The organism is Micromonospora lupini str. Lupac 08 (assembly GCF_000297395.2).
GTDB classification, from domain to species: domain Bacteria; phylum Actinomycetota; class Actinomycetes; order Mycobacteriales; family Micromonosporaceae; genus Micromonospora; species Micromonospora lupini.
Genome location: NZ_HF570108.1, coordinates 1,953,713 through 1,979,161, shown reverse-complemented (window position 1 = coordinate 1,979,161; position 25,449 = coordinate 1,953,713). Strand labels below are relative to the sequence as shown.

The window sequence follows — 25,449 nt, the reverse complement described above, 5'->3', positions numbered from 1 at the left end:
TGAACCATGCTGTGGAAGACCATCGCGGTAGCCGCGTCCGTCGTAGGTGTGCTGGCCACCGCCCCCGCCGCCTCGGCCGCGACCAGCCAGGCGGCAGACGGCGGCTGGGGCCAGGGGAACTGCCCGCAGAGCATGCTCTGCATCTGGCCAAACTGGAACCACCCGCCGGAGGGGCCGGTCGAGACTCCGTCCGTGTTGACCAACAGCGAGTGGTCCGGCTACGCCCCGGCCTTCAACTTCTACAACGGCACATCCCGGAACGCCGAGATCACCTGGTCCTTCAACTATCTCGGGACGCCGCTCACCGGGACGATCTGCGCGCGAGCCGGCGGAAGTGGTGACCTGTACGTGCCCATGTACGTGACGAAGGTGAGCTGGCAGCCGCGCAGCTGCTGACCCCTACCCCGGCGGGCGGGACGGCGTCGCCGGACGACCGTCACGCCGGCTCGGGCACCCCGCCGGGCTCGCCGTCCTCCGGCATCGGTTCGGTCGGCGCGTCCGGCAGTTCGTTCGGCGTACCGGGAAGCAACTCTTCGGCAGTCTCCGGAACGGGCTCACGGGGATCGAGGGGTGGGTAGACGTCCGGATCGAGCTCAGGATTGGTCATCGGGGAAGTATCAGGCACGACAGTTGTCGCCGCCTGTCGAAGCGGTCGCCGTGGCACCCGGGCCCGGGCCCCTCGGCGGCCCGGGTGCGGCCGGGCGCCCCGGAGCCGCCGACGTCGACAACGACCCGCATCGCGTTCCGCCGACCACTGTCCACGCACACCTCCACCTGCACGTCGCCTCCCACTCCCGCAATCTGTAAACAACCCTTGCTATTAGGGTCCACGAACGTCAATATGTGGAGGTCGCGGGTCGTCGAAGCCTGGGGAGTGAGCCATGAGAAGCCGTCGGATTTTCGCAGTGGTGGCCGGGGCGGCGATGACCGTCACGGCTGCCGTCGCCTTCGTACCCAGCAGCATGGCCTCGGTGTCCTCGGCGGCGGGCGCCGTTCCGATGGTCGCCTGCGCCGCCCCGGCCTGGGCCGAGGGCACCACCTACCAGGCGGGCGCCCAGGTCACCTACGGCGGTCGGCTCTACCAGGCTCTGGTCACCCACACCGCGTATGCCGGCGCCGGCTGGAACCCCGCCGCGACCCCGTCGCTGTGGCGTGACCTGGGCGCATGCTCGGGAAGCACGCCGCCACCCACCACGCCGCCACCGACGACCGCGCCGCCCACGACTCCTCCGCCCACCACGCCCCCGCCCACGACGGCGCCACCGAGCACACCTCCGCCCACCACCCCGCCGCCAACCGGCGGCACCTGCGCGGTGAAGTCGCGGCCCACCGGCAAGGTGTTGCAGGGCTACTGGGAGAACTGGGACGGCGCCTCCAACGGCGTACACCCCGGCCTCGGTTGGATCCCGATCACCGACAGCCGGCTCAACCAACACGGCTACAACGTGATCAACGCGGCGTTCCCGGTGATCCGCTCGGACGGCACGGTCCTCTGGGAGAACGGCATGGACGCCGGCGTGAAGGTGGCCACCCCCGCCGAGATGTGCCAGGCCAAGGCGGCCGGCGCCACCATCCTGATGTCGATCGGCGGGGCCGCCGCGGGCATCGACCTGAGCTCCACCGCTGTCGCCGACCGGTTCATCGCGACGATCGTGCCGATCCTGACGGCCTACCACTTCGACGGCATCGACATCGACATCGAGACCGGCCTGACCGGCAGCGGCAACATCAACACTCTGTCGACGTCGCAGGCCAACCTGATCCGGATCATCGACGGAGTGCTGGCCCGGATGCCGTCGAACTTCGGCCTGACCATGGCGCCGGAGACGGCGTACGTCACCGGCGGCAGCGTGGTCTACGGCTCGATCTGGGGCTCGTACCTGCCGATCATCAAGAAGTACGTGGACAACGGCCGGCTCTGGTGGCTGAACATGCAGTACTACAACGGCAGCATGTACGGCTGCGCCGGCGACTCCTACCCCGCCGGCACCGTGCAGGGCTTCACCGTGCAGACGCAGTGCCTCAACAACGGCCTCACCATCCAGGGCACCACCGTCCGCGTGCCGTACGACAAGCAGGTCCCGGGCCTGCCGGCGCAGAACGGGGCCGGCGGCGGCTACCTGTCGACGTCGCTTGTCACGCAGGCCTGGAACTCCGTGCCCGGTCTCAAGGGCCTGATGACCTGGTCGGCGAACTGGGACGGGTCGAAGGGCTGGACCTTCGGCGACAACGTGAAGCGGCTGCAGGGCCGCTGACGGATGACGCGCCGGGCCCACCGTCAGCCGGCCTTCCGGGGGGCGTGGGCCCGGCGATCCGTCGTCGGTGGAGGTTCCCTCGTCTGCGGTTGGGAACGATTCGCTGGGAGCGATACCAGCGGGGCGGAATTCGATCGTCCCGATCGCTAGACTCGCCGCAACCCGGCACCGCCCGCAGACCTCAACCTTCGCCCGTACCGATCGAATGGAGACGCCTGTGACCCGCGACAAGGCGGCACCCCCCGGCATCGACCCCCACATTCCCAGCGTGGCGCGGGTCTACGACTTCTTCCTGGGCGGCAAGGACAACTTCGAGGCCGACCGAAAGGTCGCCGAGCACGCCCTGCGGATCACGCCGGACGGGCCGGCAGCCGGCCAGGCGAACCGGGCCTTTCTGCGTCGAGTGATTCGCTTCCTCGTCGCCGAGGCGGGCATCGACCAGTTCCTCGACATCGGATCGGGGCTGCCCACCCAGGGCAACGTGCACGAGGTCGCCACCGAGCAGAACCCGAAGGCTCAGGTGGTCTATGTGGACAACGATCCGATCGTCCTGACGCACGGGCGGGCCCTGCTCGCCGCCGAGGGCACCGCCACGGTGATCCAGGCGGACGTCCGGACGCCGCAGGAAATCCTCCACCATCCTGAGGTACGCCGGTTCCTCGACTTCGACCGACCGGTCGGGTTGTTGCTCTTCGCGATCCTGCACCACCTCGGTGACGACGAGGATCCGCGAGCGGTGGCGGCGGAGTTGATCGACGCGCTGCCCTCCGGCAGCTACGTGGCGATCTCGCACTTCCGCGACCCGGGTGAACGAGACCCGGAGGGCTCCCGCAAGGCCCGCGAGGTCGAGCGGGTCTTCAACGAGTCGCTGGGCACCGGCCGCTGGCGTACGGACGAGGAGATCCTCTCGTTCGTCGATGGCCTGACGCTGCTGGAGCCGGGGCTGGTGCCGCTGGCCGAGTGGCGCCCGGAGCCGGATGCTCCGGCTCCGACGCAGACCGACACCTATCACACCTTCGTCGGGCTGCTCGCCCGCAAACCGTAGGCTCCGTTTCCGGTGCGGTCCGTCGGCGCGAACGCGTCCCGCCGACGGACGCGCCGCGTCGGATCTGGCCCGGGCGAGAACCTGCCAGCCAGTCTCCGGACGCGCCGCCGCCGGACACGTCCCGGCGGCGGCCGGCCGCTTCGGCCGTTGCGGTTTCCGCGTGGCGCCACCGGCGGTCTCGCCCGCCGTGGCGGCGGCTTATCCCTCGGCAGCGGGTCGGCTGTGCACCACCAGCTCGTCGATCTCCAAGCGGCCGACGCGCAGCTCTCGCACGACCGCCCGGCGGACAGCCAGGCGCCCGATTGCCAACGCCCCGACGGCCACTGCCCCGACAGCGAGGGCCCCGACTGCGAGGGCGCCGAACGACGCCGCCCCCGCAGCCCGCGCGCCGGTAGCCACCGCGCCCGTCGCCACCGCACCGTCGGCGCGCGTCCCGCTCAACCGCATCAGGCGAACATCTCGCTTCATGCCCCCATTGTCCGCGAACCGCCGGCGACCCGCTCCCACCGTCCCGGATGTCACCGCACAGCCCGTCCGCACCCGTACCGCCGCCACCAGCGAAACCCCGCGGCTCCGGGTGCTCCCGGAACCACGGGGTCGGTGCTGCGACGGGGGTCGGCCGTTCCGCTGGCACTTTCAGTACGACCCGTCGGTTCGTGAGGCCCCGCGACCGGGCCGATCGAGGCGTTGCTGTGACGGAGTCGCGCTGACACCGCGCGCGGTCAGGCGTGAGGATGTGGGCATGAGTTCATCGCAGCCCGCCGCCGATCCCGGGCCCGACCCGCACTCGACGACGGGCGGGCCGGTGCAGACTGCGGGCACCGAGGCCGGGACCCCGTCGTCACACTCCCCCGAGCCTGCCCCGGATCACCGCTACCTGCTCGACAATGCCCGGCATGAGGCCGGGGAGCGGTTCAGCTGGCTGGCCGAGCTGTTCGACGGCGTCACGCGTGGACACGTCGACCGGCTCGGAGTGCGGGCCGGCTGGCGCTGCTGGGAAGTCGGTGCCGGGGGTACCAGCATTCCCGAGGCCCTGGCCACGGCCGTCGGACCAACCGGTTACGTGCTGGCCACCGACATCAATCCGGCCTGGTTGGACCCGCACGGCGGGTACGAGGTGCTTCGCCACGACGTCGTGGGGGACCCGCCGCCGCAGTCCGGCACGTTCGACCTCGTACACGCGCGGCTCGTGCTCGTTCACGTGCCCGACCGTGCCCGGGCGTTGGCGACGATGGTGGCGGCGCTGCGGCCCGGCGGTTGGTTGTTGGTCGAGGATGCCGACACCGAGTTGCAGCCGCTGGCCTGCCTCGATGAGGTCGGTCCGGTGCAGCGACGCGCCAACCGGCTGCGGCGTGCCGTCCGGGAGTTGATGACGCGCCGCGGCGCCGATCTGCGGTACGGCCGTACGCTGCCGCACGCGTTGCGTGCGGCGGGCCTGGTCGACGTGGCAGCGGCCGGCTGCTTCCCGGTTGGTGGGGTGGCCTGCGACAAGCTGGAGATGGCGACGGTGCGCATGGTCCGCGCCGAGTTGCTCGCCGCCGGTCTGGCCGACGACGCCGAGATCGACGCGCATCTGGCCGCCGTCGATGCCGGCGAACTCGACCTCACCCTCGCGCCACTGATCTCGGCATGGGGACGCCGCCCAGGCTAGGCAGGACGTAGGCCGTCGATGCCGTGGGCGACGAAGGCGGTGATGTGACCGTCCCCGCGGTGTTCCCGCAGCAGCATGGCGAAACCTTCTGATCGGGCTACGCCGGCATCCGAATTCCGACGTACGCGAGGAGGCGTACGCCGTCGACATGACCTACAGCGCTCACTGAACCCGGACGGCAGCTGTCGGGACGGTCGATGGGTGGACAGCTCACAGATCCATCGCATAGACCCGGACCTGTCGGCCGGTGTCCGGCTGCACGGTCTCGCGTTCCAGCGTCATGCCCAGCTTGACCATCACACGCGCCGACGCCTCGTTGCCGAGAACGTGGATGCTGACCAGCCGCCGCAGTCCGAGTGCGGCACGAGCGTGGGCGACCACGGACTGGGCCGCCTCGGTGGCGAGGCCCCGACCCCAGTACGCGCGGCCGAGCCGCCAGCCGATTTCCACGGCCGGCAGGATCTCGGGCAGAAAGGTTGGCACCGCCAGCCCGGTGAAGCCGGCCAGCTCGCCGGTTTCCTTGATCTCCACCGCGTACAGGCCGAAGCCGTGCTCATCCCAGTGGCGCTGATAGGTGGCCAGGCGCTCCGCGGTCGCGGCCCGGTCCAGAGTGCGACCGTCATGGATGTAGCGCATGACCTCGGGCTGTGCGTTCACCGCCGCGAAGCCGTCCAGATCGTCGCTGTGCCAGCGGCGCAACAGCAGCCGTGGAGTTTCCAGGGACGTGGCAGCAGGGGAACTGGTCGTGTCAGGCACGTCCCTTCGTAGCATGCCGGCGCTCCCGGGGCGATGGGCCAGCCGGGAAGGTGGTCTGCCGCAGCGTCTCGGCCTTGTACGACAGGCGCAGAACGCTTGACACCGGCGTTGCCGGCGAGCGCTATCCGGTCACCCGACGCGGATGTGGTCCACACTCTGGGCGACGGCTATGGTTTGGGCATGCACGATCGACGCAGCCTTCGGCGCGTCGGCGAGCGAGCACCGCTGCCGACGATGGTGCTGCTTGCCGTGCTCGTACTGGTGCTCTCTGCCACCCGGTCGGTCGGGCTGTGCATCGTGTTCCGTTCCGCACGGCGGGCGATCCCCGGTTGTGTGCCCGCCTGGTCGGCGGATCGCGCTCCCCCGCGCCGTGCGCGGGGCCTCGCCTGACCCACTCGCCCCGGCTCGCGCCCGTCCCGTGGTACCGCCCGGCGCACAGCCAGGACCGGCCGCGCTGTCACGCGCCGCCGCACGTCGTCTGGCCACGCTCGCCGGCCTGGGCCGCTGCCGAGCCGCTGGGCACATCCGCCGCCTTGCCCGCTGGAGTCCCCATGATTGTCGAACTGACCCCGCTGCCCGGTATCGGGGTACGCCAGATGTTCACCACCGCTGACGGCCGCCGCGTGGGCGTGGTCACGCACCATCCGGGCGGCCGGCGAGATCTCGTCCACGAGTCCCCCGACGACCCCGACGCCACCTGCTCTCTGACCCTGACCCGCTCCGAGGCCGTCGCCCTTGCCGGACTCCTGGGAATCCTGGACGTGGTCACGATGGCGGAGTCATCTCCCGCGTGACGGCCTGTGGCTGCCGTGCCCACCGCGGCACGGCAGCCACACCGCGGGTCAGCCGTTGTGCTTCGCCTGGCAGGACACACAGAACTGCGCGTGCGGAAGGATTTCGAGCCGCTCGGCCGGGATGTTCTGGTGACACTTCTTGCAGGCCCCGTAGGTGCCGTCGCTGATGCGGCTCAGCGCACCGGTGATCTGCTCGATGTTGCGGCGGGTGGCCACCAGCAGTGCGGCGCGGTTGTGGGCCTCGCTCGGGTCGCCGGTGTCCGCGTTGAGCTCGGTCAGTTCCCGCAGCCGAGCCGTCTGCGTGGCAAAGTCTTCCGCCAGGGACGCTCGCAGATCAGCCAGCCAGCCCTGGTCGACAGTTCGATGATCGACGCTCATGGTCTACCTCTACCTTTCACGGAAAAAAAGAAAAGGGCCGAAGCTTGATAGCTTCGCCCTGGCGGTCGTTTTGTGATGCAACGATTCCGCGGGGGGCCTCGGCCGGTTCGCGCCGGGCTCGACAGCCGGGACGTGGGCGCGACGTGCAGCACGCGGACAACCGGCACCCGCATCCCGACCATCCGGCACGCCGCCGTCGCCACGTAGGCAGCCCCGATTGCCGCCACACCGGTGACGGCAGGAGAGCGGAACGTCACCGGAGACATGTCTCCAACCATAGGCGGCGACCGCAGCAATGCCAACGCCTGCGTCGGGGCCGCACTCCTACCACGATCCACGGCCAGTCTTCCGGCGTTGACTCGGGGCCCGGAAAGCGCAACGCTGTGGAAGCGCTCCCATCGTCGAGCTTCTATTCGAAAGGAATGCTCGTGCGTCCCACCACCGCTCTACTCCCGGTCGTGCTCGCCACGGCCCTCGGCGGCCTGGCCCTGCCGGCACCCGCCCTGGCCGCGGCCGGCCCGTCCCTGGCCGTGGACACCACCGCCACCCGGCACCAGATCAGCCCATACATCTACGGCATGAACTTCGCCGACCAGGCCCTCGCCCGCGACCTGCGGCTGCCGGTGCACCGCTACGGCGGCAACGCCACCACCCGCTACAACTTCCGTGCCGACACCACCAACCGCGCGTCGGACTGGTACTTCGAGAACATCCCCAACGACAACCCGAGTCCGGAAGACCTCCCGGAGGGCTCGGAGTCCGACCGGTTCGTACAGGAGAACAAGGCCACCGGCGCCGCCACGGTCATGACGATGCCGATGCTGGGCTGGATCGCCAAGGACCGGTCGCGGGCGTGTGGCTTCAGTGTCGCCAAGTACGGTCCGCAGGAGTCCACCGACACCTGGGCACCGGACTGCGGCAACGGCAAGAAGCCGGACGGGTCACTGATCACCGGCAACGATCCGGAGGACACCAGCGTCGCGGTCGGTCCGGAGTACGCCACCGACTTCGTCAACCACCTCAAGGCGCGGTTCGGCGCCGCCGCCGACGGCGGGGTCCAGTTCTACAACCTGGACAACGAGCCGGACCTGTGGCACTCCACCCACCGCGATGTCCGCCCGACCGGACTGGGCTACGACGAGCTACGCGACCGCACCTACGAGTACGCGGCCGCGATCAAGGCCGCCGACCCCGGCGCGAAGACCCTCGGTCCCGTCGGCTGGGGCCTGAACTCGATCTTCTACTCGGGCCTCGACCAGGACACCTGCTCGCGCACCGGCTGCTGGTCGAACCCGCCGGACAAGGCCGCGCACGGCGGCCAGGACCTCGGCCCGTGGTACCTGGACCGGATGCGCGAGTACGAGCAGCAGCACGGCACCCGCATCCTCGACTACTTCGACGTCCACCTCTACCCGCAGCAGTCCGGAGTGTTGGGCGAGGCGGCCGGCGACGCGAACACCCAGGCGCTGCGCCTGCGCTCGACCCGCCAGCTCTGGGATCCCACCTATGTGGACGAGAGCTGGATCAACAGTCCGGTCCGGTTCATCCCGCGCCTGCGTGAGCTGGTCGACCAGCACTACCCGGGCACGAAGGTCGCGATGACCGAGTACAACTGGGGCGGCTTCGGGTCGCTCAACGGCGCGCTCGCCCAGGCTGACGTCCTCGGCATCTTCGGCCGCGAGGGGCTCGACCTGGCCACCCTCTGGACCGCACCCACTGCCGACCAGCCGGTGGCCAACGCGTTCCGCATCTACCGCAACTACGACGGCAAGGGCGGCGCGTTCGGCGAGACCTCCGTCCAGGCGACAAGCGCGGACCAGGGCAAGCTGGCGGTGTACGCCGCCGAGCGCAGCGCCGACAAGGCACTCACCCTGGTCGTGGTCAACAAGACCGGCGATGACCTGACCAGCCCGGTCGCCCTCACCGGCGCCTCCGCCAGCACCGCTCAGGTCTACCGTTACAGCGGGGCGGACCTCTCCGGCGTCGTCCGGGAGGCCGACCTGCCGGTGACCGCCGGCGGCCTCACGGCGACCTTCCCGGCCAACTCGATCACCCACCTGGTGCTGCCGCGCGGCACCACGCCCGGCGACACCCAGGCGCCGACCGCCCCGGGCAAGCCGACCGCCGGCACGATCACCGGCGACAGCGTCGCGCTGACCTGGACGCCGTCCACCGACAACACCGCCGTCACCGGCTACGACGTGCACCGGGTCGACACCACGGGCACCGTGAAGGTGGGCAGCGCCACCGGCACCACGTACACCGTGACCGGGCTGACGCCCGACACCCCGTACACCTTCGTGGTGACCGCCCGCGACGCGGCGGGCAACGTCTCGGCGGCCTCGCCCGGCCTGACCGTGCGGACCGCACCCACCGCCCCGACCGTCGGGTGCACGGTCGGCTACACGGCGAACAGTTGGCCGGGTGGCTTCACCGCGACCGTGACGATCAAGAACACCGGCACCACCGCGATCGACGGCTGGAAACTCGGTTTCGACTTTCCCACCACCGGCCAGAAGGTCAGCCAGGGCTGGTCGGCCACCTGGAAACAGACCGGAACGAGCGTCACCGCGGACAGCATGAGCTGGAACGGCAAACTCGCCCCCGGCGCGTCCACCAGCACCGGCTTCAACGGCACGTGGAGCGGCACCAATCCGACGCCGACCGCCTTCACCCTCAACGGTCAACGCTGCGGATGACCTGAGAGACCCCTGCTCCGCACCACACCGGCGGAGCAGACGGGAGGGGTCCGGGGCGCAGCGGCGCCCCGGACCCCTCGCTCTTCAGCGGCGATCCGAGCAATCCCACGACAGGACGGCGCGGGATCGCGCCAGTACCCACAGTGGATGGCAGTCGAGGCCGTGACCGGAATCGAACCGGTGTGCGCGGTTTTGCGGACCGCTCCCTGACCACTCGGGCACACGACCAGGCAGAAGCACCCGCGGAGGGAATCGAACCCCCGACACCCAACTCCGGAAGCTGGTGCTCTGTCCCCTGAGCTACGCGGGCATGCGTGGGAGTGGAGAGATTCGAACTCCCTGAGCGCGAACGCACCGGGGTTACAGCCCGGCCCACCTCACCATCGGTGGCGCACTCCCCTGGGGTGACTGGCGGGACTCGAACCCGCGAACCTCCCGGGCCACAACCGGGCGCTCTACCACTGAGCTACAGCCACAACTACGGCCCGAAGGCCAGTACCCGCGGAAGGTGTCGAACCTCCGACCCCCTGGGTGTAAACCAGGCGCTCTCCCGTTGAGCTACGCGGGCTTGGCTCCGGCGGCAGGGCTCGAACCTGCACCTGTACGCATTAACAGTGCGCTGCCCTGCCATTTGGGCGACGCCGGAATGGTCGCGCGTGCGGGACTCGAACCCGCTTCATGGGCTTGAAAGACCCAGGGCCTACCCATAACCGAACGCGCGTTGCGTGCCCCGAGCTGGATTCGAACCAGCGACACGCAGTTTAGGAAACTGCTGCTCTATCCCCTGAGCTAGCGGGGCGAAGTGCGCCGGGAGGGAATCGAACCCCCGTCTTCGGATTAAGAGTCCGTAGCTAAGCCACTCAGCTACCGGCGCCAGATGACCGGGGTCGGCACGGTCAATGCCTACACACCGAGGAACCGCGCAGACAAGCCTTCGTGGTACTGGACCGTCAACGCGCACTCCCACACGGCTTGGCTGGTCGCGGAACTTGCACCGCTACTCGGTCACCGCCGCCGTTCGGCTGCCATCGGCCTTTGGTCGGCCGGAGGGCATCCGGCTGACACCTTCCCCGCCGGGCGGGAGTTGACGCCCGCCGAAAGCATCCCGTGGGTCGCCGGCATCGTGGAAGGTGAGGGCTGCGTTAGCGTCTCCGCCCGAGGTGACGTGTCTCTCGGAGTGAACTCGACCGACCTTGACACCATCGTTCGGCTTCACGCAGCGACCGGTATAGGGCGCGTCTACGAGCGGCCGTCACGGAACGAGAAGTGGCGTCCAACCGCGACGTGGAACGCGTGCCGCATCAACGAGCTGCGCGAAACTGCTCCTGGAACTGCGGCCGTGGCTGAAGTCGCGCCGCCGTGTGGCCATTGACCGAGCACTGATCTGCCTCGCAAGCAAGCGCGGAAGGTAAAGGAGTCGAACCCTCGCCGTTTCCGGCGGCCCGGCTTTCGAGGCCGGTTGCCCACCACTGGGCGCTATCCTCCGTGAGTCGGGTACGGGCGATTCGAACGCCCATCCTCCGGCTCCCGAAGCGGCGCTCCGCCAAGTTGAGCTAGTACCCGTTGCGTCGGGATAGCCGGATTCGAACCGACGGCCCCCTGACCCCCAGTCAGGTGCGCTACCAAACTGCGCCATATCCCGTAAGTGCCCCCGAGACGATTCGAACGTCCGGCCTCTTGATTCGTAGTCAAGCGCTCTATCCACTGAGCTACGGGGGCATGTCGTGCGCGGGCTCTTACCCCACCGTTTCACCCTTACCGGCCCGAGGGCCGGCGGCCTGTTCTCTGTGGCACTGTCCCGTGGGTTTCCCCAGGTGCCCGTTAGGAACCACCCTGCCCTGCGGAGCCCGGACGTTCCTCGGCGAGCTGGTGGCTCGACGCGGTCGCCTGGCTGGCATTCTCGCTGCGTGCCGACGGGGAGAATCGAACTCCCGGCCCCCGACTTATCAGGTCGGTGCTCTAACCGCTGAGCTACGACGGCTTGGCGAAGGGTGAGAGATTCGAACTCCCGGCGGGTTTCCCCGCTCCGCGCTAGCAACGCGGCGCCATCGACCAGACTCGGCCAACCCTTCGTGCGCGCTGACGACGGGACTCGAACCCGCGATCCCCTCGCTGACAACGAGGTGCCTTAGCCACTAGGCCACGCCAGCATGGTCCCGGCCGGTGGCCGGGGGAGTGGAGACGAGGGGAGTCGAACCCCTGACCTTCTGAGTGCGAAACAGATGCCCTACCAACTGGGCCACGTCCCCATGCGTACCCGGGGCGGGAGTCGAACCCGCAGAATCTCCGCAGTCTGAGTGCGGCGGCTTTGCCAGTTTGCCTACCGGGGCATGTGCTGCGTGCCGACGCCCGGTGTCGAACCGGGGGCCTGCCGGTTTTAAGAGCCGGCCGCTCTACCACCTGAGCTACGTCGGCGAGAGGAGAGCCACCGCCCGGACTCGAACCGGATGCCTACGTCTTACGAGGACGTCGCTCTACCAGGTGAGCTACGGCGGCAGGTGTGGAGCCGGCGGCCGGGATCGAACCGGCGCGCGTCGCCTTACAAGGGCGGTGCTCTGGCCTCTGAGCTACGCCGGCATGGCAAGCTATCCGGGGCTGGCCGGACAGCCAGGTAAGAACCGAGGTCAGCGCGCCAGGGCTGGTTGGGCGCGGGGTTTTCCGAGCTGCCCTCGGTCGCCGGCCCCGCCCCGACCAATGTGGTGCCCCCGGCCCGATTCGAACGGGCACTGTCCAGGCCCTCCACTCCTAGACAACGAACTGTTCATACCGTTTCCCCAAGGTGATTTGCATTGACCGGCCGATCACCTCGTAGGGCAACAGGTACATGGAACCGTCTGCCATCACGACGAAGAAGTAGTCGATCTCGCCGGGCTCGTAGGGCTTCCGTGTGTAGTGGCCCGTTGAACGGCTGCCTGTTTGCGTCTTGTCGTAGAGCGTCCGGCTGAATTGGACTGACCGGTTGGCGGCGGCGGAGGACTTCACTTGAACGCGATCGAGCCCTTCGGGTGAGTCAACGATGAGGTCGTACACCGCTGGTTCGACGGGCAGTGACACGACGTAGCCGCGCTCGGAGAACCATGCGATCGCCTTACCCGTCGCCGCGACACGCAATCGTTCCGGTGTGGGATCTGCGGTGAATACGGGCTCGTTGTCCAGTGGCACGAGCCCGTTGAATCCTCGACCTTGGAAGTGCTCGGTAGACAGACCGAGAGCATCGATGTGTGCCTCAATCCGAGTGCGCCAGCCGCCGCTTCGCGAGTTGGAGTACCCGAGTTCCATGGCGAGTTGGTTCCACGAGTGGCACTTGGGAACCACGTCACGCAGCCTGTCGTCCGTGATTGCCGCGATGACCGGTCGGCGTTGGCCGCTCCCGTAGAGGTGCGCGTAGTCCAACGTGAGGGCGTCGGCGCGGTTCCGCAGGCTGGCAAAGGTCTTGCCGCCGACGGGCACGGCCAGTACCTCGCATACATCTTTCCAGGACCGCGCATGAGGCAGCGCTTCGCGGAGTTGATCGTCCGTCCATGTGCGAGGTCGTGGCATAGCTCAATGCTAGCCCAATCTGGTCGCCGCCTCCGGCGGTTGGGCTACGAGAGGGCATTGCGCTGGGAGCGGAGGACTCGAACCTCCAACCTTCCGGGTCAGAACCGGATGTGCTGCCAGATTGCACCAGCTCCCATCGTGGCCGGCGGGTGATGGCCCGCCGGCCGGGTCAGCGCTGCGCCAGCGACCCCACGCGGGCACGCGCGGCTTGATGCGGAGCACCATGCCGGCCTCGGCCGGGGTCCGGTCGCCCTTCGCCTGGTTGCAGGGCGCGCACGCGCTGACGGTGTTCCGCTAGGTGTTCTGCCCGCCCCGGGAGCGGGGCAGGATGTGGTCGACCGTCGCGGCCGGACCCGAGCAGTAGCCGCACTTCCGGTTGTCGCGGGCCAGGACGCCGCCCTTGGACCAGGCGGGGCCCTTCGTGTACCGCCACCGGGTGACGACGTACCGGACGAGCCGCACGACGCGGGGCATCGGGAAGGCGCCCAGGTGCCGGTCCGGTTCGGCTTCGTGGATCTCGGCGACCCGACGGCACAGCATCCGGATCGCGTGGGCGACCGTGACCCGGTGGAGGGGTCCAAGGTCGGCGTTGATGACGAGTACGGCGTCCACCAGGTCCCTCCCTCCGGGTGCTGTGGGTGGTTGGACGAATTGACAGATGATCCGTCAATCAAGAGCGGCTGACCGGATTCGAACCGGCGACCTTCTCCTAGGCAAGGAGACGCGCTACCAACTGCGCTACAACCGCGTGGAGTCGACGCGGGGATTCGAACCCCGGACCTCACTTGTACCAAGGGTGTGCTCTTCCACCTGAGCTACGACGGCATGTGTGCCGAGGGCGGGACTCGAACCCGCCTCGACGAAGGTTTGAGCTTCGTGCGTAGGCCATGTCGGGCTCGAACCGACGATCTCCTGGCTGAGAACCAGGTGAGCTTTGCCGACAGCTCCAATGGCCCGGAGGGCGTGAATGCGTGGAGAAGAAGGGATTCGAACCCTCGACCTCCGGTCTGCCGAACCGGCGCTCTCCCAGCTGAGCTACAACCCCATGGTCCGGGACCGGGGTGTCGAACCCCGTGTCTCTCGCTCCCAAAGCGAGCGGGTCAGCCGTCTCCCTCGTCCCGGAGGTGGTGCCCCCGGCCGGCCCGCGCTGGCGCCGGCCGGGGTCTCGCTTTCTGCCATCCACTGTGGAGTTGAGAATTTGCGACGCCGCCGGCCGCAGCCGGGGCGAAAAGCAGGGGCGGCAGGACTCGAACCCGCAACCGTCGGTTTTGGAAACCGGTGCTCTACCAGTTGAGCTACGCCCCTGTGAAGTTGTTCCAGTAACGAGAAAGCCGCCCTGTCCCTGTCGGGGTGGGCGGCTTCGCAGCTTGCGCTGGCGCTATTCGCGCCGCCACCCCGGCTTCCAGTTCTGCTCACTCGCGCACAGGTCGTGGGCTCGCCCGATCGAGGGCAGCACGACACCGCCGCGCGGCATGAACCGCGTGGTTTCGGTGTAGGAGTGCTGCAACACGGGGAACTCCTTGGGTTGGTCGGGACTGCCTTGCTCATTCAAGGTAGGCGTTGTGCCGATCGGATGGCAACGGATATTCCGAGCTACCTTCTCCTTGCCGGTTCGAGCGGCCGGGCTCGATTTCGGGTCATTCCTGCGGCGCGATCAGCCGGTCGTCGGTGGTGTCGCGGACCGTGATCGCCTCCACCGGGCAAGAGTCGGCGGCGGCGAGGATGACCTCGGACGGGGCGACGACGTCGGCCAGCGGCGTGGACACGCCGTCGACCAGGCGGAAGTGCTCGGGCGCGGTACCGGCGCAGATGCTCGTGCCGATGCAGCGGCGCTCGTCCACCCCGATCCGCCAGGCGGTGCTCACCAGGCCACCGGCATCCCGAGCAGGCCCCGCACCAACATGCCGCGCTTCCACTGCAGCTCTTCTTCCGGTACGGCGAGCCGCAGTCCGGGCAGGCGGGTCACGATGGTGGAGACGGCGACCTGCAACTCCATGCGGGCCAACTGGGCGCCGACGCAGTGGTGCACGCCGTGCCCGAAGCCCAGGTGCGGATTCTGCTCGCGGTCGAGATCCAGCCGGTCCGGGTCGGCGAAGACCGTCCCGTCCCGGTTCGCCGACGACAGTGAGCCGAGAACCGGTTCACCGGCCCGGACCAGCACCCCGCCGACCTCGACGTCCTCCTTGGCGTACCGGGCGAAGGAGGAGCCGACGCCGAGCGGCACGTACCGCAACAGTTCCTCGACCGCCGCCGGCACCAGCGACGGGTCGGCACGCAGCCGAGCGAGCTGGTCCGGATTGTGCAGCAGGACGTAGACGAAGTTGGGGATCTGCGTCACCGTGGTCTCGTGGCCGGCCGCGAGCAGCCCGCCGGCCAGCTCCACCAGCTCGGTCTCGCTGAGCCGATCCTGATTCTCGTCGCGGGCCCGCACCAGCGCGCCGAGCAGGTCGTCGATTCCCGGCTCGCGGCGGCGCTCGGCGACCAGACCACCCATGTAGCCCCAGAGGTTGTTCAGGTACTCCTGGATCGTTTCCAGCGGCAGCGAGGTGGTCGAGACGATCGCCTCGGACCAGATGTGGAAGCGGTCGCGGTCGGCGTACGGGACTCCGAGCAGTTCGCAGATCACCTGGATCGGCAGCGGCGTCGCGACGTGCTCCACCAGGTCGGCCGGAGGACCGAGCCCGACCATGTTGTCGACGAGCCTGTCGGCGATCTCCTGGGTTCGGGGTCGCAGTGCCTCCACCCGACGTGCCGTGAACGCCTTCGCCACCAACCGGCGCAGCCGCGTGTGATCGGGCGGGTCCATGGTCAGCATGCCGCTGTACTGCTGTCGCGGGGTGAGCCTCGGCTCGTCGCGCTCGACCGCTGGGGCGCGACCGAACCGCACGTCGCCGACGACCGTGCGGACGTCCTCGTAGCGGGTGGCGAGCCACGCCTCCTCGCCGTAGGGGAGCTGTACCCGGGTCATCGGCTCGTTCTCGCGCAGCTCGCCGTAGGTGGGATCGACGACAAGGCGGTCGGGCACGCTGAACGGGTACGGCCGCGCGGGCGGAACGGTTCGGCTCTCGGTGGTCTGCGCGCTCTCCGTCATCCGGATTCCCTTCGTCGAGACGGCGTGTTCCTGAGGCAGACGCCACGTTCGCAGCGGCGCCGGTCTGCCGGCATCCGGGGCCGACACACAGCACACACACATCAACGCTGAGTAATCTTTCGATATCGGATCGTAGCGGTAGACGTCGATGATCGCCATGGAGGTTCATCCGCGTCCGTACGCGGCAGCGCTCTCGTGGCGTACCGCCTGCGGGCCTCTCCAAGGCCGGTCTGCGCGGCCGCGTCGCCACCATTTTCTTGGCGGTGGGCGACCAGCGGCAGCTGGGCCCGACACCCGCGACCGTCGCGAGGAAAACAGGGGTCATCGGTCTGGCGGCCGACCTGACCGGCGCCGGCGAAGCCCCGGACGGCTGTTTCCTCGCGACGGTCGACCTGGCCGACCTGCACAGGATCGGGAGCATGAAAGCCGAGGTCTGCGGCGTCGCGTGGCCCTGGCGGGCTGTTGACCTGTGCGACCGGATCGAGTCGGCCCCGGAGAGCATCGTCGTTCTCGCCGCGGCGGCCGCGAGCGAGGTCATTTTCGGCCGCCGTCTGGGTGGTCATCAACCCCGGCACCGAGTTCGCCGCGCCGTGGGTTGATCCACCCTCTGCCTAGGGCGCGGGTTCCAGTACGACGACTGGGATCTGTCGGTTGGTCTTCCGCTCGTAGTCGGCGAAGCCTGGATATGCGGCCTTCTGCGCGCTCCAGATCCGCTCCCGCTCGCTCCCCGTGGCAACTCGGGCGACCAACTCGACCTTGTCCGTACCGATCTCCGCGCGGACGTGCGGTTGAGCCAGCAGGTTGTGGTACCAGTCGGGATTGGTGGGCGCGCCACCCTTGGACGCGAACACGGCGTAGCCGCCATCCATCTTCTGGTACATCATCGGGTGCACGCGAGGCTCGCCGCTCTTGGCGCCGACCGTGTGCAACAGCAGCAGCGGCGCGCCGGCGAACTGACCGCCGACCTGGCCGCCGTTGGCGCGAAACTCAGCGATGATCTTTTCGTTCCAGTCGCTCATGCCTTCTCCTCGCCTCCCCGAACCGGCCCCTATAGACGGTTCTGACAGTCCTAGCCGGCGCCTGACACTACGAACACGCACCGACGAGGCCAGCGACCACAAGGCGTAGCGCTCGGTGTCGCGGCCAGGCTCATCGTTACACGGCTCCCGGGCAACCGCCGCTGGGTGGAAGCACGTCTCCTGAGCCACCCGGCAGTCATCCGTCCGCAAGGCGACCACGGCACCACAGTCCTTGCAAGCCACAGACGGTTCCACCCCACCGATTCCAACTCCGGAGGTGTCCGGCCCTGGGGGCCACCTCACACTCGAAGGCAGGTAGCCCCAGCAGGTGTCGACGGTCAGCGCCATCCCCCAGGCGGGTCGGGCTGATCGCGGTGGGCGGCGGCGCGGGCAAGGATCGCCAGGGCGGTCCGGCGGGGCGTCAGCGGGCGAGTTCGTCCTCGACGAACGCGGGTCGTGCAAGCGTGATCGCTGAGATGGCCGCCACGAGAGTGACGGCGAGCAGGAACAGCAGCGGCAGGGCCCACCCGCCGCTCACGTCGTGCAGCAGCCCGACGAGCAGCGGACCGAGCGCGCCGAGCGCGTACGCGACCCCCTGGGCGAAGCCACTCAGCGCGACGGTGCCGCCGTGGGAACGGGTGCGAACGTTGATGAGCACGAGGCAGACCGGGAACAGGATCGACCCCGAGCCGATGAGCAGCACCCAGAGCAGTGTGAGTGTCGCGGGCGCGAACAGCAGGCCGAGGTACCCGCACAAGAAGCTCGCGATACCGGCGGCGATCAGCCAGCCCACGTTGCGCAGCCGCGCGACGAGTAGGGGCGCGACGAATGCGCCGGGCACGCTGATGATGCCGGTGACGGCGAGCAGCACACCCGCCTCGGTCGGCGTCGAGCCGGCGATGTCGCCGAGGATCTCGGGCAGCCATGCGAAAGCCGCGTAGGTGCAGATCGTGCTGGTCGAGAACACGACGGTGATCGACAGGGCCACGCGTGACCGCCACAGTCGCGTGACGAGGGCGGGAGGCGGGGACTCAACGGCGACGGCAGCCGCGAGTCGCTGGCGGCGTTCCCGCGCGATGATGACGAGCCACGGAACGAGCGCGACCACCGAGTTCACTGACCAGATACCGAGCAGGAACCGCCAGCCGATCTGCTCGGCGACCGGAGCGGCGACCGCGGCGGGCACGGCAGTGCCCACGCCCACGATGCAGACGTAGACGGCGGTCAGCAGCGCTACCCGGTCGGGGAAGTAGCGCCGCACGACAGGCGGCAGCAGCACATTGCCGATGCCCGTACCGGCGAGCGCGACGACACTGCCGACGAGCAGCACCGCGAAGCCCGGGGCAAACGCACGCACGAGATGGCCGAGGGTCATGAGCAGCAGCGCGAGCATGATGCCGCCGTCGAGGCCGAAGCCACGGGCGACGCGCGGCGCGACGAACCCGGATGCCGCCAACAGGACCGGTGGCAACGTGCCGAGCAGCCCGACGCCGATGTTCGATATCGGGATGTCCACCCGGATGTCGCCGAGGATCGGCGATATCGTCGCCACCGCCTGACGCAGAGTGAATGCGACGAGCACGATGCCCAGCAGCGCGGCCGTGCGTCCCGCCCACAGAGGAAGGGGGCGGTGCTCGGACATCCCCGGAGTCTAGTACTCGATCCGGGGATGTTGACCTTGGGCCAACGCTGCACCACCTGGTACGCGCCCGGCACCGCGCAATCGCTGCGCGACACCCTGCCCCAGAGGCCCTCCGACATGAAGTCCGGCACCGGTAGCTGTCATGGAAGCAGCAGGCTGACCGCTTCGGATGTCACTGGGAGGTCACACCGCACCCACTTCAAGACGTTCAGGTCACCCCACCTGCTCCCCACCTGCTCCCCCAACCGGGCTCGCACCGGGCCGCCCACCGATCGTGAGCTGTCAGCCCAGCGTCTCGGTTGGCACCAGCGCTGGCTCCCGCATCCGCATCGGTCGACCGGGAAGCACGCCCACGGCCGCAGCGCCCTGTCAGCGGCAGATCCGAGCGCCGTCGCCAATGTCCGTGAGCGCGTCCGGGCTACGGTGACCCGGTGACACCGGACAAGTGGGCACAGTGGCTCCTGACCCGCCGGGACGGCAACAGCGCGGGCTTGCGCGCCCGCAACGCCCGAGATGTGGCGGCGTTCCGTGACGGCGTCCTTGAGGGAGCTGGCCTGGCGGCCGACGATGTGGTCCTCGACGTGGGCTGCGGGACGGGTCTGATCGGGTTCGGTGCGCTGGATCGACTCGGCCCGAACGGTCAGGTCATTTTTCAGCGATGTCTCACTGGATGTGCTCGACGAGTGCCGGCGCACCGCCAGTGGCGACGGACGGTGCAGCTTTGTGGAAGCGTCGGCTGACGATCTCGCCGGAATCGCTGACGCCTCTGTCGACGTCGTGACCACTCGGTCGGTACTCATCTACTCCGATCGCAAGGCCGCCACCTTCGCAGAGTTCTTCCGGGTCCTGCGGCCGGGCGGACGGATTTCCCTGTTCGAGCCCATCAACCGCTTCGTGATGCGGCTACGGCCGGATGATTTGTTCGGCGTGGGCACCGCGCCCGTGCACGACCTGATCACCAAGGTGAGCGACGTCTACCGGGGCACCAACGAGGAACTCACGCGACCGATGATGGACTTCGACGAGCGTGACATCGTCGACTGGGCGGTGACCGCAGGCTTCGAGGCGGTGGAACTGGACTACCGCGCCCAGGTCGACGTGCCCGCCGACCCCATCGAGGACTGGGAAACACTCAAGTGTGTGGCGCCCAACCCCTTGGTCCCGACGTACGGCGAAGCGATCGCCGCCGCCCTGACCCACGAGGAACGCGAACGTCTCGACACGTACATGATCGCCCTGGCCGCGGCCGGCACGCCGACGCGGCGCACGATGGCCACCGCGTTCCTTCGCGCACGGCGTCCGCACCGCAACCGCTGAGGACGTACCGCGTTGAAGGCCGTTCAGTTCACCCTGTGCTCCCGCCTGCTCCCCGGCTCGTGAGTCCGCTGCGGGTGTGGCGACCGCCGCCGCCGGCCGTCAGGCCAGGCCGGTGCAGACCGCCCGGACCGCGGTGACCAGGCCCGGGTCGCCGCAGTCGGTGGACGCCGAGGTACGTCCGACGACCCTCCAGCCCTTGGTGTCCTTGCGCAGGAACACCTGGTCGCCGCCGGGGATCTCGGCCGACTTCGGGGCGATCGCCATCAGCCGGGCGAAGCCGTTGCGGCAGCCGAGCACCTGCACGTCGTCGACGGTCTGCCCGTCGAGCGCGGCGCCGGTGGCCTCGAGCAGGACCGGCGGCCGGCAGGACGGGTCGGTGTCGGTGGTCGGCAGGGCGGCGAGCCGGGTGGGCCTGCTGGCGGCGGGAGCGGGGTCGGCCGCCCGGCCGGCTCCCGTACCGGGCCGGGCCGCGTCGGGGACGGGAGCCGGTGGCGTGGGGACGCCGGAGGTGGTGGGCGTCGCCTGCGGTCCGACGGCGATGCCCGCCGGGTCCGGCGCGGCGGCCGACCCGGACGAGGCCGGCGCCGGGCCACCGGCCGTGGCACCGGTCCGGTCGGGGTGCGCGCATCCGGCCGCCGGAAGGGCCAGGGTCACCGCCACCACCAGGTACGCGCTGCTGCGTCGGATCGTCATGAACGTCTCTCCATATCGTCGAAGCTGCTGCCCGGGTGGGTGCCCGGTGCTGCTCCGACGCTAGGGAGCCGGCCTGCCGGCGATCTGGACGAAACCTGGAAGCGCAGGCCAGGGCGGGTTCAGGCCGGGTGCGCGACCGACACGGCCACGCCCACCGGTGTGGGCGCGTCGCACCCACACCCCCACCGCTCATGCCAGCCGGGCGCCTCGCCGGCCTCCCGGGTGCCGAGCCGGCGGAATGTCGCCGCGGCGGTCTCCCATGCCTGGTGGGTGGACGCGACGTCGCCCAGCGCGGCGTAAGCCGCACCCAGGTCACGCAGCGTCCGTGCGGCACCGAGATCGTGGTGCAGCTCGATCCACCCGCCGTGCGCGAGCCGAAGGTTCTCCAGGGCGGTGTCCGGCCGGCCGGCCGCCAGGTGCAGTTCGCCGATGGTTCGCTGGACCAGCGCCACCCCGAACCGGTCGTGCAGCCGCCGGCACGTCTCCAGGACGCGCTCCAACGGCTCCTGCGCCCGGCTCATCCTGCCCTGCCGGATCCACACCTTCGCCAACGCCTGCTCGGTGTAGCAGGCGAGCAGCTCGTCACCGCTCGCCACGATCAGGTCGTGGCCGCGGGCGCACCAGCGCTCCGCGTCGGCCAGCTCACCCCGGGCCCTGTGCACCAGGCCGATCCCCCGCGCGGCGATGGCCTCGCCGCGAGCGTGGCCCAGCGACCGGTAGGTGTCCACGGCACGACCGATCCAGCTCAGCGCCGCCTCGTCGTCGCCGAGCTCCCGCAGGCAGCAGCCGATGCCGTAGGTCGCGTGCGCGGCGGCGTTCTCGCCCCCCAAGCGGCCCAGCACCTCGGCGGCCGTCGTCAGCAGCGGGACCGCCTCCCGATGCCGGCCCACCTCACGCAGTACGGTGCCGAGACCGCTGCGCGCCGCGGCCGACCCGTGCTCGTGGCCGGCGGCTCCGAACAGGTCGATGGCGGTACGGAAGTTCCGCTCGGCCTCGGCGAACCGGTCCTCCTTGTAACGCAGCAGCCCGATGCCGCACTCGATCACCGCCTCGCCGACCGCGTTGCCGGCCGCCCGGGCCGCGGCCGACGCCGCCGCGTGGGTGCGCCCCCAGCCGACGAAGTCGTTGCGAACCGCGAAGGACGCGTAGACCAACGCGTCCGCCAGCGCGCACGCCGCCACGTCCATGCCGAGTTCCGCGGCCCGTTCCACCGCCACGATCAGCGTCGGCGCCTCGACCTCCAGCCAACCGGGCAGCTGGTGGTCCGCCGGGAGCGGAATGGTCAGCACGTCCACCGGCAGCGGCGTCTGCCGGTAGAGCGGCGGGACGGCGTACGGCAGCCGCTGGTTGAGCCGCTCGCCCAGCTCGGTGGCCGTCACCAGCACTCTGGCCACCGCGGCGCGCAGCGCGCCGTCGCTGTCCTCCTCGACGGCGCGTTCCCTGGCGAACAGCCGGACCAGGTCGTGCATGTGGTACCGGAGCAGCCGGTGCGTCGGGTCCGGAACGGCGGTCACCAGGCGGGCGTCGGCGAGCTGTTCCAGCAGTTCCTCGGCGTCGTCCATCGAGCCACCGACGAGTGCCGCCACGAGCCACTCCGCGAAGCTCGGCACCCCGAGAAAGCCGAGCAACCGGAACGCCCGGCGGGCCGGCGGGTCGAGCGCCTGGTAGCCGACCGCGACGCTGACCCGGACGGCCAGCCCGTCCGCGGTCATCTCGTCGAGCCTCGCGCGCTCGTCGCGCATCCGCTCGGCCAGGCGGGCGATCCGGCGGTGCGGTCGGGCCGCGATCCGGGCGCCGACGATCCGCAGGGCGAGCGGCAGCCCCGCGCACATCTCGACCAGCGCGGCGGTCGCCTCCGGCTCGGCCGCCACCCGGCCCGGCCCGACGATGCGCTCCAGCAGGACGACCGAATCGGCTCGGTCGAGCAGCGGCACCTCGATCTGCTCGGCGCCCGGGATGGTGGTCAGCAGGGCCCGGCTGGACACGATCAGGGCGCTGCCCGGCCCACCGGGCGCGAGCGGGCGAACCTCCTCGGCGCTGACCGCCGAGTCGAGCACGATGAGGAACCGGCGTCCGCTCAGCATGGCGCGGTACTGTCCGAGCTTGTCCTCAAGCGTGGGCAACTGCTGGATGTTGGTGGCGCCGAGAGCCCGCAGCACCCGGTCCAGGGCCTCCCCGGAGTCGCCGCCTCGGCCGGCGAGGGCGACGAAGATCTGCCCGTCGGGGTACGAGTGGCGCAGCAGGTACGCGAGCCGGATGCTGAGCGCCGTCTTACCCACCCCGCCCGGGCCGGAGAGGATCACCACGGGCGCGGCGTTGCCCTTGAGGCGCCCATCGGCGGGTTGCAGCACACTCAACGCGCAGGAGATCTCCGGTTCGCAGCCGACGTGGTCGGGCAGGTCGGCCGGAAGCTGGCAGCCGGGCCCCGTCGGAGCATGGTGCGCCGGCTCCGGTTGGGCCTCGACACGCGCGGGCACGGCGACCGCGGGCTGCGCCACTCGGGGCGCCTCGACAGGGGTGGCAGCCACCCTCGGCGCACGCAGCGTGCCCCGCAGGATCTCCCGGTGCACATCCTGAAGGTCGGTTCCCGGGTCGATGCCCAGCTCGTCGGCGAGCGTGACGCGGGTCCGGGCGTACAGGTCGAGCGCCTCGGCTCGGCGACCGTTGAAGTACAGGGCGCGCATCAGGCTCACGGCGAGCGGCTCGATGAGCGGGCTGCGCTCCAGGGCCACCGTGAGCCGGTCGACGACCTGCCCCGGCCGGCCCTGGCCGATCTCGCTGTCGGCCCAGTCGAGCAGCACCCGGACGAGCTGCTGGCACAGACTCTCCCGAACCCGGGCCGCCCAGGCGCCGGGCAGCCCGTCGAGCGGGTCGCCCCGCCACAGCTCGACCGCCTCCCGCAGCAGCGCCGCCCGGTCGGGGTGGTCGGCCGCGAGGCCCTGCGCCTGCTCAGCGAGGCGGCGCAGGCGGTACAGGTCGACGCGGTCCGGGTCGACGTCGAGCAGGTAACCGGTCTGGCTGCGGCCGACGGTGATGGGGACCGTCTCGGCGGACTGGGCCGCGACCAGGATCCGCCGGATTCGGGTGAGATACGTGTACAGGACGCCCCGGGCGTCGGCCGGCGGGGCGTCGTCCCACACCCGGTCGACAAGTGCCTCGATCGGCACGCTGCGGCCCACGTCCACGGCGAGCGCCGCGAACACCAGCCGCTGCTTCGGTGGACCCAACTCGAGCAGCCGGCCGGCCGCGACCACACGGAGATCACCCAGTATGCATAGTTCCACGGCTTCGCCCCCGCGTCCGTAGCGCCGCTGGACGGCCCGCGAGCAGGGCGTCCGAAGTTGTCAAGGATCCATCCAGGTTCGCTACCCGATGTGGCTGCGAGGGTTCTGCCAGCCACCGCACCGGCAGCTCACGGACCACTCACCGGAGCGGCAGGCCCTCATCCCACCTCCGACGAAAGGGTCGCGAACACACAACCGCACAGCAGGACCAATTGGGACCAGCCATCGGGGCAGGCCCCACGGTGGCTCGTGCGCTGCGACTTTACCTGTCGCATCGGGTCCAGCCAATGGCTGCCGTGCACCTCGACTCACGTTCGCGAGCACTCCCGTTCAACCCCACCACGAAGGGAACACCCATGCGTCGCTTCCGAGCCCGCAGACCGGCCGCGATCCTCGGCACCATCACGATGATCGCCGCAGGCCTGGTCGGCGTGTCGTCCGCGCCCGCCCAGGCCTCCACCATCGAAGGCCCGATCAGCCGCAGCGAGATCCTGTCCCGTGCACAGAACTGGGTGGACCGGGACCTCACCTACACCCAGACCGGCTCCTGGGCGAGCGACGTGGACGGCGACAAGACCTACCGGCGCGACTGCTCCGGTCTCGTGTCGATGGCCTGGCACCTGAACACCAGCTACGTCACCGACGACTTCCAGGGGGACAACTCCCGCTGGGACACCCTCGGCAGCATCGACAGCTTCCAGGCCGGCGACGCGATGGTCCGCAGCGGCCACATCGAGCTCTTCTCGCACTGGGCCGACCGGGGCGACCACAGCAAGGGCGCCTACGTCTACTCCTTCAACGACACCGGCCAGACGGTCCAGAACCCGTACAAGGACAACAACGTCGGCTCGCGCGGGTTCAACAGCGCCAGCGACCTGAGGACGTACAAGCCGATCCGGCGCACCGGCCTGATCGCCGGGGCGGCGGCACGCAAGGCGCCGGCGCTGGGGCACGACGACGGTGACGGCACCATGACCATCCACCGATGGAATTCGACCGGTTCGGCGTTCGACCACACGACCGACTACAAGGGTGAGGGTTCCTTCGACCTCGCGAATGTGGGCGATCGGATGGCCTCCGGTGACGTGGACGGTGACGGCACCGACGACGTGGTGATGGCCTACGACCTCGGCAACGGCACCTTCGGCTTCTACGTCTTCGACGCCGGCCTCACCAGCCGCGGCCGCTGGTACACCTCCGGCCCCTACAGCCTCGGCCCCGTCAACGGACGCCTCGTCGTCGCCGACTTCACCGGCGACGGCAAAGCCGAACCCGCCCTCGCCNC

General features: G+C 69.8%; 22 protein-coding genes, 27 tRNA genes and 2 pseudogenes. 10 read left to right on the top strand and 41 right to left on the bottom strand.

The window, feature by feature from the left end:
* Nucleotides 1-6: 6 nt before the first annotated feature.
* A complete protein-coding gene (locus tag MILUP08_RS10415; RefSeq protein ID WP_007457332.1) occupies nt 7-396 on the top strand; it encodes a hypothetical protein in 390 nt (129 codons plus the stop codon).
* Between the two features lie 40 nt (nt 397-436).
* On the opposite strand, the gene MILUP08_RS35825 is transcribed toward MILUP08_RS10415, so the two are convergent.
* Nucleotides 437-607: a hypothetical protein gene (locus tag MILUP08_RS35825; RefSeq protein WP_007457331.1), complete on the bottom strand. Its 171-nt coding sequence runs from the start codon at nt 605-607 to the stop codon at nt 437-439.
* 274 nt (nt 608-881) lie between these two features.
* On the opposite strand from MILUP08_RS35825, the gene MILUP08_RS10410 reads away from it, so the two are divergent.
* Complete coding sequence (locus tag MILUP08_RS10410; RefSeq protein WP_007457329.1) at nt 882-2,255, top strand: carbohydrate-binding protein; 1,374 nt, start codon at nt 882-884, stop codon at nt 2,253-2,255.
* A gap of 217 nt (nt 2,256-2,472) precedes the next feature.
* Entirely contained in the window at nt 2,473-3,300 is an 828-nt protein-coding gene (locus tag MILUP08_RS10405; RefSeq protein WP_007457328.1) for an SAM-dependent methyltransferase, read from the top strand.
* A gap of 198 nt (nt 3,301-3,498) precedes the next feature.
* On the opposite strand, the gene MILUP08_RS10400 is transcribed toward MILUP08_RS10405, so the two are convergent.
* Nucleotides 3,499-3,768 (bottom strand): hypothetical protein, encoded by a 270-nt coding sequence (locus MILUP08_RS10400; RefSeq protein WP_007457327.1) that lies wholly within the window; start codon nt 3,766-3,768, stop codon nt 3,499-3,501.
* A gap of 274 nt (nt 3,769-4,042) precedes the next feature.
* Between MILUP08_RS10400 and MILUP08_RS10395 the strand changes: the two genes are divergently transcribed.
* Nucleotides 4,043-4,951: a methyltransferase domain-containing protein gene (locus MILUP08_RS10395; protein WP_007457326.1), complete on the top strand. Its 909-nt coding sequence runs from the start codon at nt 4,043-4,045 to the stop codon at nt 4,949-4,951.
* Here MILUP08_RS10395 and MILUP08_RS37375 read toward each other — a convergent pair.
* Nucleotides 4,948-5,028, bottom strand: a complete 81-nt coding sequence (locus tag MILUP08_RS37375; RefSeq protein ID WP_007457325.1) for a helix-turn-helix domain-containing protein — start codon at nt 5,026-5,028, stop codon at nt 4,948-4,950. The two genes, MILUP08_RS10395 and MILUP08_RS37375, sit on opposite strands and share 4 nt — an antisense overlap.
* 133 nt (nt 5,029-5,161) lie before the next feature.
* Nucleotides 5,162-5,707 carry a GNAT family N-acetyltransferase gene (locus tag MILUP08_RS10390; RefSeq protein ID WP_237747051.1) on the bottom strand — a complete coding sequence of 182 codons (546 nt, stop codon included), beginning with the start codon at nt 5,705-5,707 and terminating at the stop codon, nt 5,162-5,164.
* A gap of 180 nt (nt 5,708-5,887) precedes the next feature.
* Here MILUP08_RS10390 and MILUP08_RS10385 point away from each other — a divergent pair, with 180 nt between their 5' ends.
* On the top strand, nt 5,888-6,097 hold the full coding sequence (locus tag MILUP08_RS10385; RefSeq protein ID WP_007457323.1) for a hypothetical protein: 210 nt from the start codon (nt 5,888-5,890) through the stop codon (nt 6,095-6,097).
* A 161-nt stretch (nt 6,098-6,258) separates the two neighbouring features.
* A complete protein-coding gene (locus tag MILUP08_RS10380) occupies nt 6,259-6,501 on the top strand; it encodes a cation:proton antiporter regulatory subunit (RefSeq protein WP_007457322.1) in 243 nt (80 codons plus the stop codon).
* A 48-nt stretch (nt 6,502-6,549) separates the two neighbouring features.
* Here MILUP08_RS10380 and MILUP08_RS10375 read toward each other — a convergent pair whose 3' ends face one another.
* Nucleotides 6,550-6,879 (bottom strand): TraR/DksA family transcriptional regulator, encoded by a 330-nt coding sequence (locus MILUP08_RS10375; RefSeq protein WP_007457320.1) that lies wholly within the window; start codon nt 6,877-6,879, stop codon nt 6,550-6,552.
* 428 nt (nt 6,880-7,307) lie between these two features.
* Here MILUP08_RS10375 and MILUP08_RS36605 point away from each other — a divergent pair, with 428 nt between their 5' ends.
* Nucleotides 7,308-9,578 carry a glycoside hydrolase family 44 protein gene (locus MILUP08_RS36605; RefSeq protein WP_007457316.1) on the top strand — a complete coding sequence of 757 codons (2,271 nt, stop codon included), beginning with the start codon at nt 7,308-7,310 and terminating at the stop codon, nt 9,576-9,578.
* 157 nt (nt 9,579-9,735) lie between these two features.
* On the opposite strand, the gene MILUP08_RS10365 is transcribed toward MILUP08_RS36605, so the two are convergent.
* The 32 genes and pseudogenes from MILUP08_RS10365 to MILUP08_RS10225 form a co-directional block, all read right to left on the bottom strand.
* A tRNA-Cys gene (locus tag MILUP08_RS10365) sits at nt 9,736-9,806 on the bottom strand.
* Nucleotides 9,807-9,815: 9 nt separating this feature from the next.
* A tRNA-Arg gene (locus MILUP08_RS10360) sits at nt 9,816-9,888 on the bottom strand.
* Nucleotides 9,889-9,893: 5 nt separating this feature from the next.
* Nucleotides 9,894-9,977, bottom strand: a tRNA-Tyr gene (locus MILUP08_RS35685).
* Nucleotide 9,978: 1 nt separating this feature from the next.
* Nucleotides 9,979-10,054, bottom strand: a tRNA-His gene (locus tag MILUP08_RS10355).
* A 20-nt stretch (nt 10,055-10,074) separates the two neighbouring features.
* Nucleotides 10,075-10,146: transfer RNA gene (locus MILUP08_RS10350), tRNA-Val, on the bottom strand.
* Between the two features lies 1 nt (nt 10,147).
* Nucleotides 10,148-10,224: transfer RNA gene (locus tag MILUP08_RS10345), tRNA-Asn, on the bottom strand.
* Nucleotide 10,225: 1 nt separating this feature from the next.
* Nucleotides 10,226-10,299 (bottom strand) — tRNA-Glu (locus tag MILUP08_RS10340).
* Nucleotides 10,300-10,304: 5 nt separating this feature from the next.
* A tRNA-Arg gene (locus tag MILUP08_RS10335) sits at nt 10,305-10,377 on the bottom strand.
* 4 nt (nt 10,378-10,381) lie between these two features.
* Nucleotides 10,382-10,452, bottom strand: a tRNA-Lys gene (locus tag MILUP08_RS10330).
* Between the two features lie 616 nt (nt 10,453-11,068).
* Nucleotides 11,069-11,141, bottom strand: a tRNA-Pro gene (locus MILUP08_RS10325).
* Between the two features lie 5 nt (nt 11,142-11,146).
* Nucleotides 11,147-11,220: transfer RNA gene (locus tag MILUP08_RS10320), tRNA-Pro, on the bottom strand.
* A 4-nt stretch (nt 11,221-11,224) separates the two neighbouring features.
* Nucleotides 11,225-11,297, bottom strand: a tRNA-Arg gene (locus MILUP08_RS10315).
* Between the two features lie 189 nt (nt 11,298-11,486).
* A tRNA-Ile gene (locus tag MILUP08_RS10310) sits at nt 11,487-11,559 on the bottom strand.
* A gap of 1 nt (nt 11,560) precedes the next feature.
* A tRNA-Ser gene (locus MILUP08_RS10305) sits at nt 11,561-11,650 on the bottom strand.
* A 5-nt stretch (nt 11,651-11,655) separates the two neighbouring features.
* A tRNA-Asp gene (locus MILUP08_RS10300) sits at nt 11,656-11,728 on the bottom strand.
* A 26-nt stretch (nt 11,729-11,754) separates the two neighbouring features.
* Nucleotides 11,755-11,827: transfer RNA gene (locus MILUP08_RS10295), tRNA-Ala, on the bottom strand.
* A 5-nt stretch (nt 11,828-11,832) separates the two neighbouring features.
* Nucleotides 11,833-11,908 (bottom strand) — tRNA-Leu (locus MILUP08_RS10290).
* Between the two features lie 10 nt (nt 11,909-11,918).
* A tRNA-OTHER gene (locus MILUP08_RS10285) sits at nt 11,919-11,993 on the bottom strand.
* Between the two features lie 8 nt (nt 11,994-12,001).
* Nucleotides 12,002-12,074 (bottom strand) — tRNA-Thr (locus MILUP08_RS10280).
* A 5-nt stretch (nt 12,075-12,079) separates the two neighbouring features.
* Nucleotides 12,080-12,155: transfer RNA gene (locus tag MILUP08_RS10275), tRNA-Thr, on the bottom strand.
* Between the two features lie 168 nt (nt 12,156-12,323).
* Nucleotides 12,324-13,118 carry a group I intron-associated PD-(D/E)XK endonuclease gene (locus MILUP08_RS10270; protein WP_007457310.1) on the bottom strand — a complete coding sequence of 265 codons (795 nt, stop codon included), beginning with the start codon at nt 13,116-13,118 and terminating at the stop codon, nt 12,324-12,326.
* Between the two features lie 62 nt (nt 13,119-13,180).
* A tRNA-Gln gene (locus tag MILUP08_RS10265) sits at nt 13,181-13,254 on the bottom strand.
* Between the two features lie 53 nt (nt 13,255-13,307).
* Nucleotides 13,308-13,730 (bottom strand): annotated as a pseudogene (locus MILUP08_RS10260) (HNH endonuclease); the annotation flags it as partial.
* A gap of 63 nt (nt 13,731-13,793) precedes the next feature.
* A tRNA-Gly gene (locus MILUP08_RS10255) sits at nt 13,794-13,866 on the bottom strand.
* 1 nt (nt 13,867) lies between these two features.
* Nucleotides 13,868-13,943, bottom strand: a tRNA-Thr gene (locus tag MILUP08_RS10250).
* Nucleotides 13,944-13,999: 56 nt separating this feature from the next.
* Nucleotides 14,000-14,074: transfer RNA gene (locus MILUP08_RS10245), tRNA-Glu, on the bottom strand.
* Between the two features lie 16 nt (nt 14,075-14,090).
* A tRNA-Ala gene (locus MILUP08_RS10240) sits at nt 14,091-14,163 on the bottom strand.
* Nucleotide 14,164: 1 nt separating this feature from the next.
* Nucleotides 14,165-14,240 (bottom strand) — tRNA-Pro (locus MILUP08_RS35680).
* A 110-nt stretch (nt 14,241-14,350) separates the two neighbouring features.
* Nucleotides 14,351-14,423: transfer RNA gene (locus MILUP08_RS10235), tRNA-Trp, on the bottom strand.
* A gap of 73 nt (nt 14,424-14,496) precedes the next feature.
* Nucleotides 14,497-14,628: a hypothetical protein gene (locus tag MILUP08_RS37085; RefSeq protein WP_007457305.1), complete on the bottom strand. Its 132-nt coding sequence runs from the start codon at nt 14,626-14,628 to the stop codon at nt 14,497-14,499.
* Between the two features lie 127 nt (nt 14,629-14,755).
* Entirely contained in the window at nt 14,756-14,983 is a 228-nt protein-coding gene (locus MILUP08_RS10230; RefSeq protein WP_007457303.1) for a ferredoxin, read from the bottom strand.
* Nucleotides 14,980-16,209, bottom strand: coding sequence for a cytochrome P450 (locus MILUP08_RS10225; RefSeq protein ID WP_039905762.1), 1,230 nt, complete (start codon nt 16,207-16,209; stop codon nt 14,980-14,982). Before MILUP08_RS10225 ends, MILUP08_RS10230 begins: the two co-directional genes overlap by 4 nt.
* Before the next feature lie 263 nt (nt 16,210-16,472).
* Between MILUP08_RS10225 and MILUP08_RS10220 the strand changes: the two genes are divergently transcribed.
* The gene (locus tag MILUP08_RS10220; protein ID WP_007457299.1) at nt 16,473-16,808 is read left to right on the top strand and encodes a hypothetical protein; all 336 of its coding nucleotides are present in this window, start codon (nt 16,473-16,475) and stop codon (nt 16,806-16,808) included.
* Nucleotides 16,809-16,820: 12 nt separating this feature from the next.
* Here MILUP08_RS10220 and MILUP08_RS10215 read toward each other — a convergent pair whose 3' ends face one another.
* Both MILUP08_RS10215 and MILUP08_RS10210 read right to left on the bottom strand, forming a co-directional pair.
* The gene (locus MILUP08_RS10215; protein WP_007457297.1) at nt 16,821-17,228 is read right to left on the bottom strand and encodes a nitroreductase family deazaflavin-dependent oxidoreductase; all 408 of its coding nucleotides are present in this window, start codon (nt 17,226-17,228) and stop codon (nt 16,821-16,823) included.
* Nucleotides 17,229-17,649: 421 nt separating this feature from the next.
* Complete coding sequence (locus MILUP08_RS10210) at nt 17,650-18,870, bottom strand: MFS transporter (RefSeq protein WP_007457295.1); 1,221 nt, start codon at nt 18,868-18,870, stop codon at nt 17,650-17,652.
* A 612-nt stretch (nt 18,871-19,482) separates the two neighbouring features.
* Between MILUP08_RS10210 and MILUP08_RS10205 the strand changes: the two genes are divergently transcribed.
* Nucleotides 19,483-20,187 (top strand): class I SAM-dependent methyltransferase, encoded by a 705-nt coding sequence (locus MILUP08_RS10205; protein ID WP_083915818.1) that lies wholly within the window; start codon nt 19,483-19,485, stop codon nt 20,185-20,187.
* A 99-nt stretch (nt 20,188-20,286) separates the two neighbouring features.
* Here MILUP08_RS10205 and MILUP08_RS10200 read toward each other — a convergent pair whose 3' ends face one another.
* On the bottom strand, nt 20,287-20,880 hold the full coding sequence (locus tag MILUP08_RS10200; protein ID WP_007457289.1) for a hypothetical protein: 594 nt from the start codon (nt 20,878-20,880) through the stop codon (nt 20,287-20,289).
* 119 nt (nt 20,881-20,999) lie between these two features.
* The gene (locus MILUP08_RS33700) at nt 21,000-24,164 is read right to left on the bottom strand and encodes an AfsR/SARP family transcriptional regulator (RefSeq protein WP_007457287.1); all 3,165 of its coding nucleotides are present in this window, start codon (nt 24,162-24,164) and stop codon (nt 21,000-21,002) included.
* 356 nt (nt 24,165-24,520) lie between these two features.
* On the opposite strand from MILUP08_RS33700, the pseudogene MILUP08_RS35820 reads away from it, so the two are divergent.
* Nucleotides 24,521-25,449: pseudogene (locus MILUP08_RS35820) on the top strand (hypothetical protein); the annotation flags it as partial.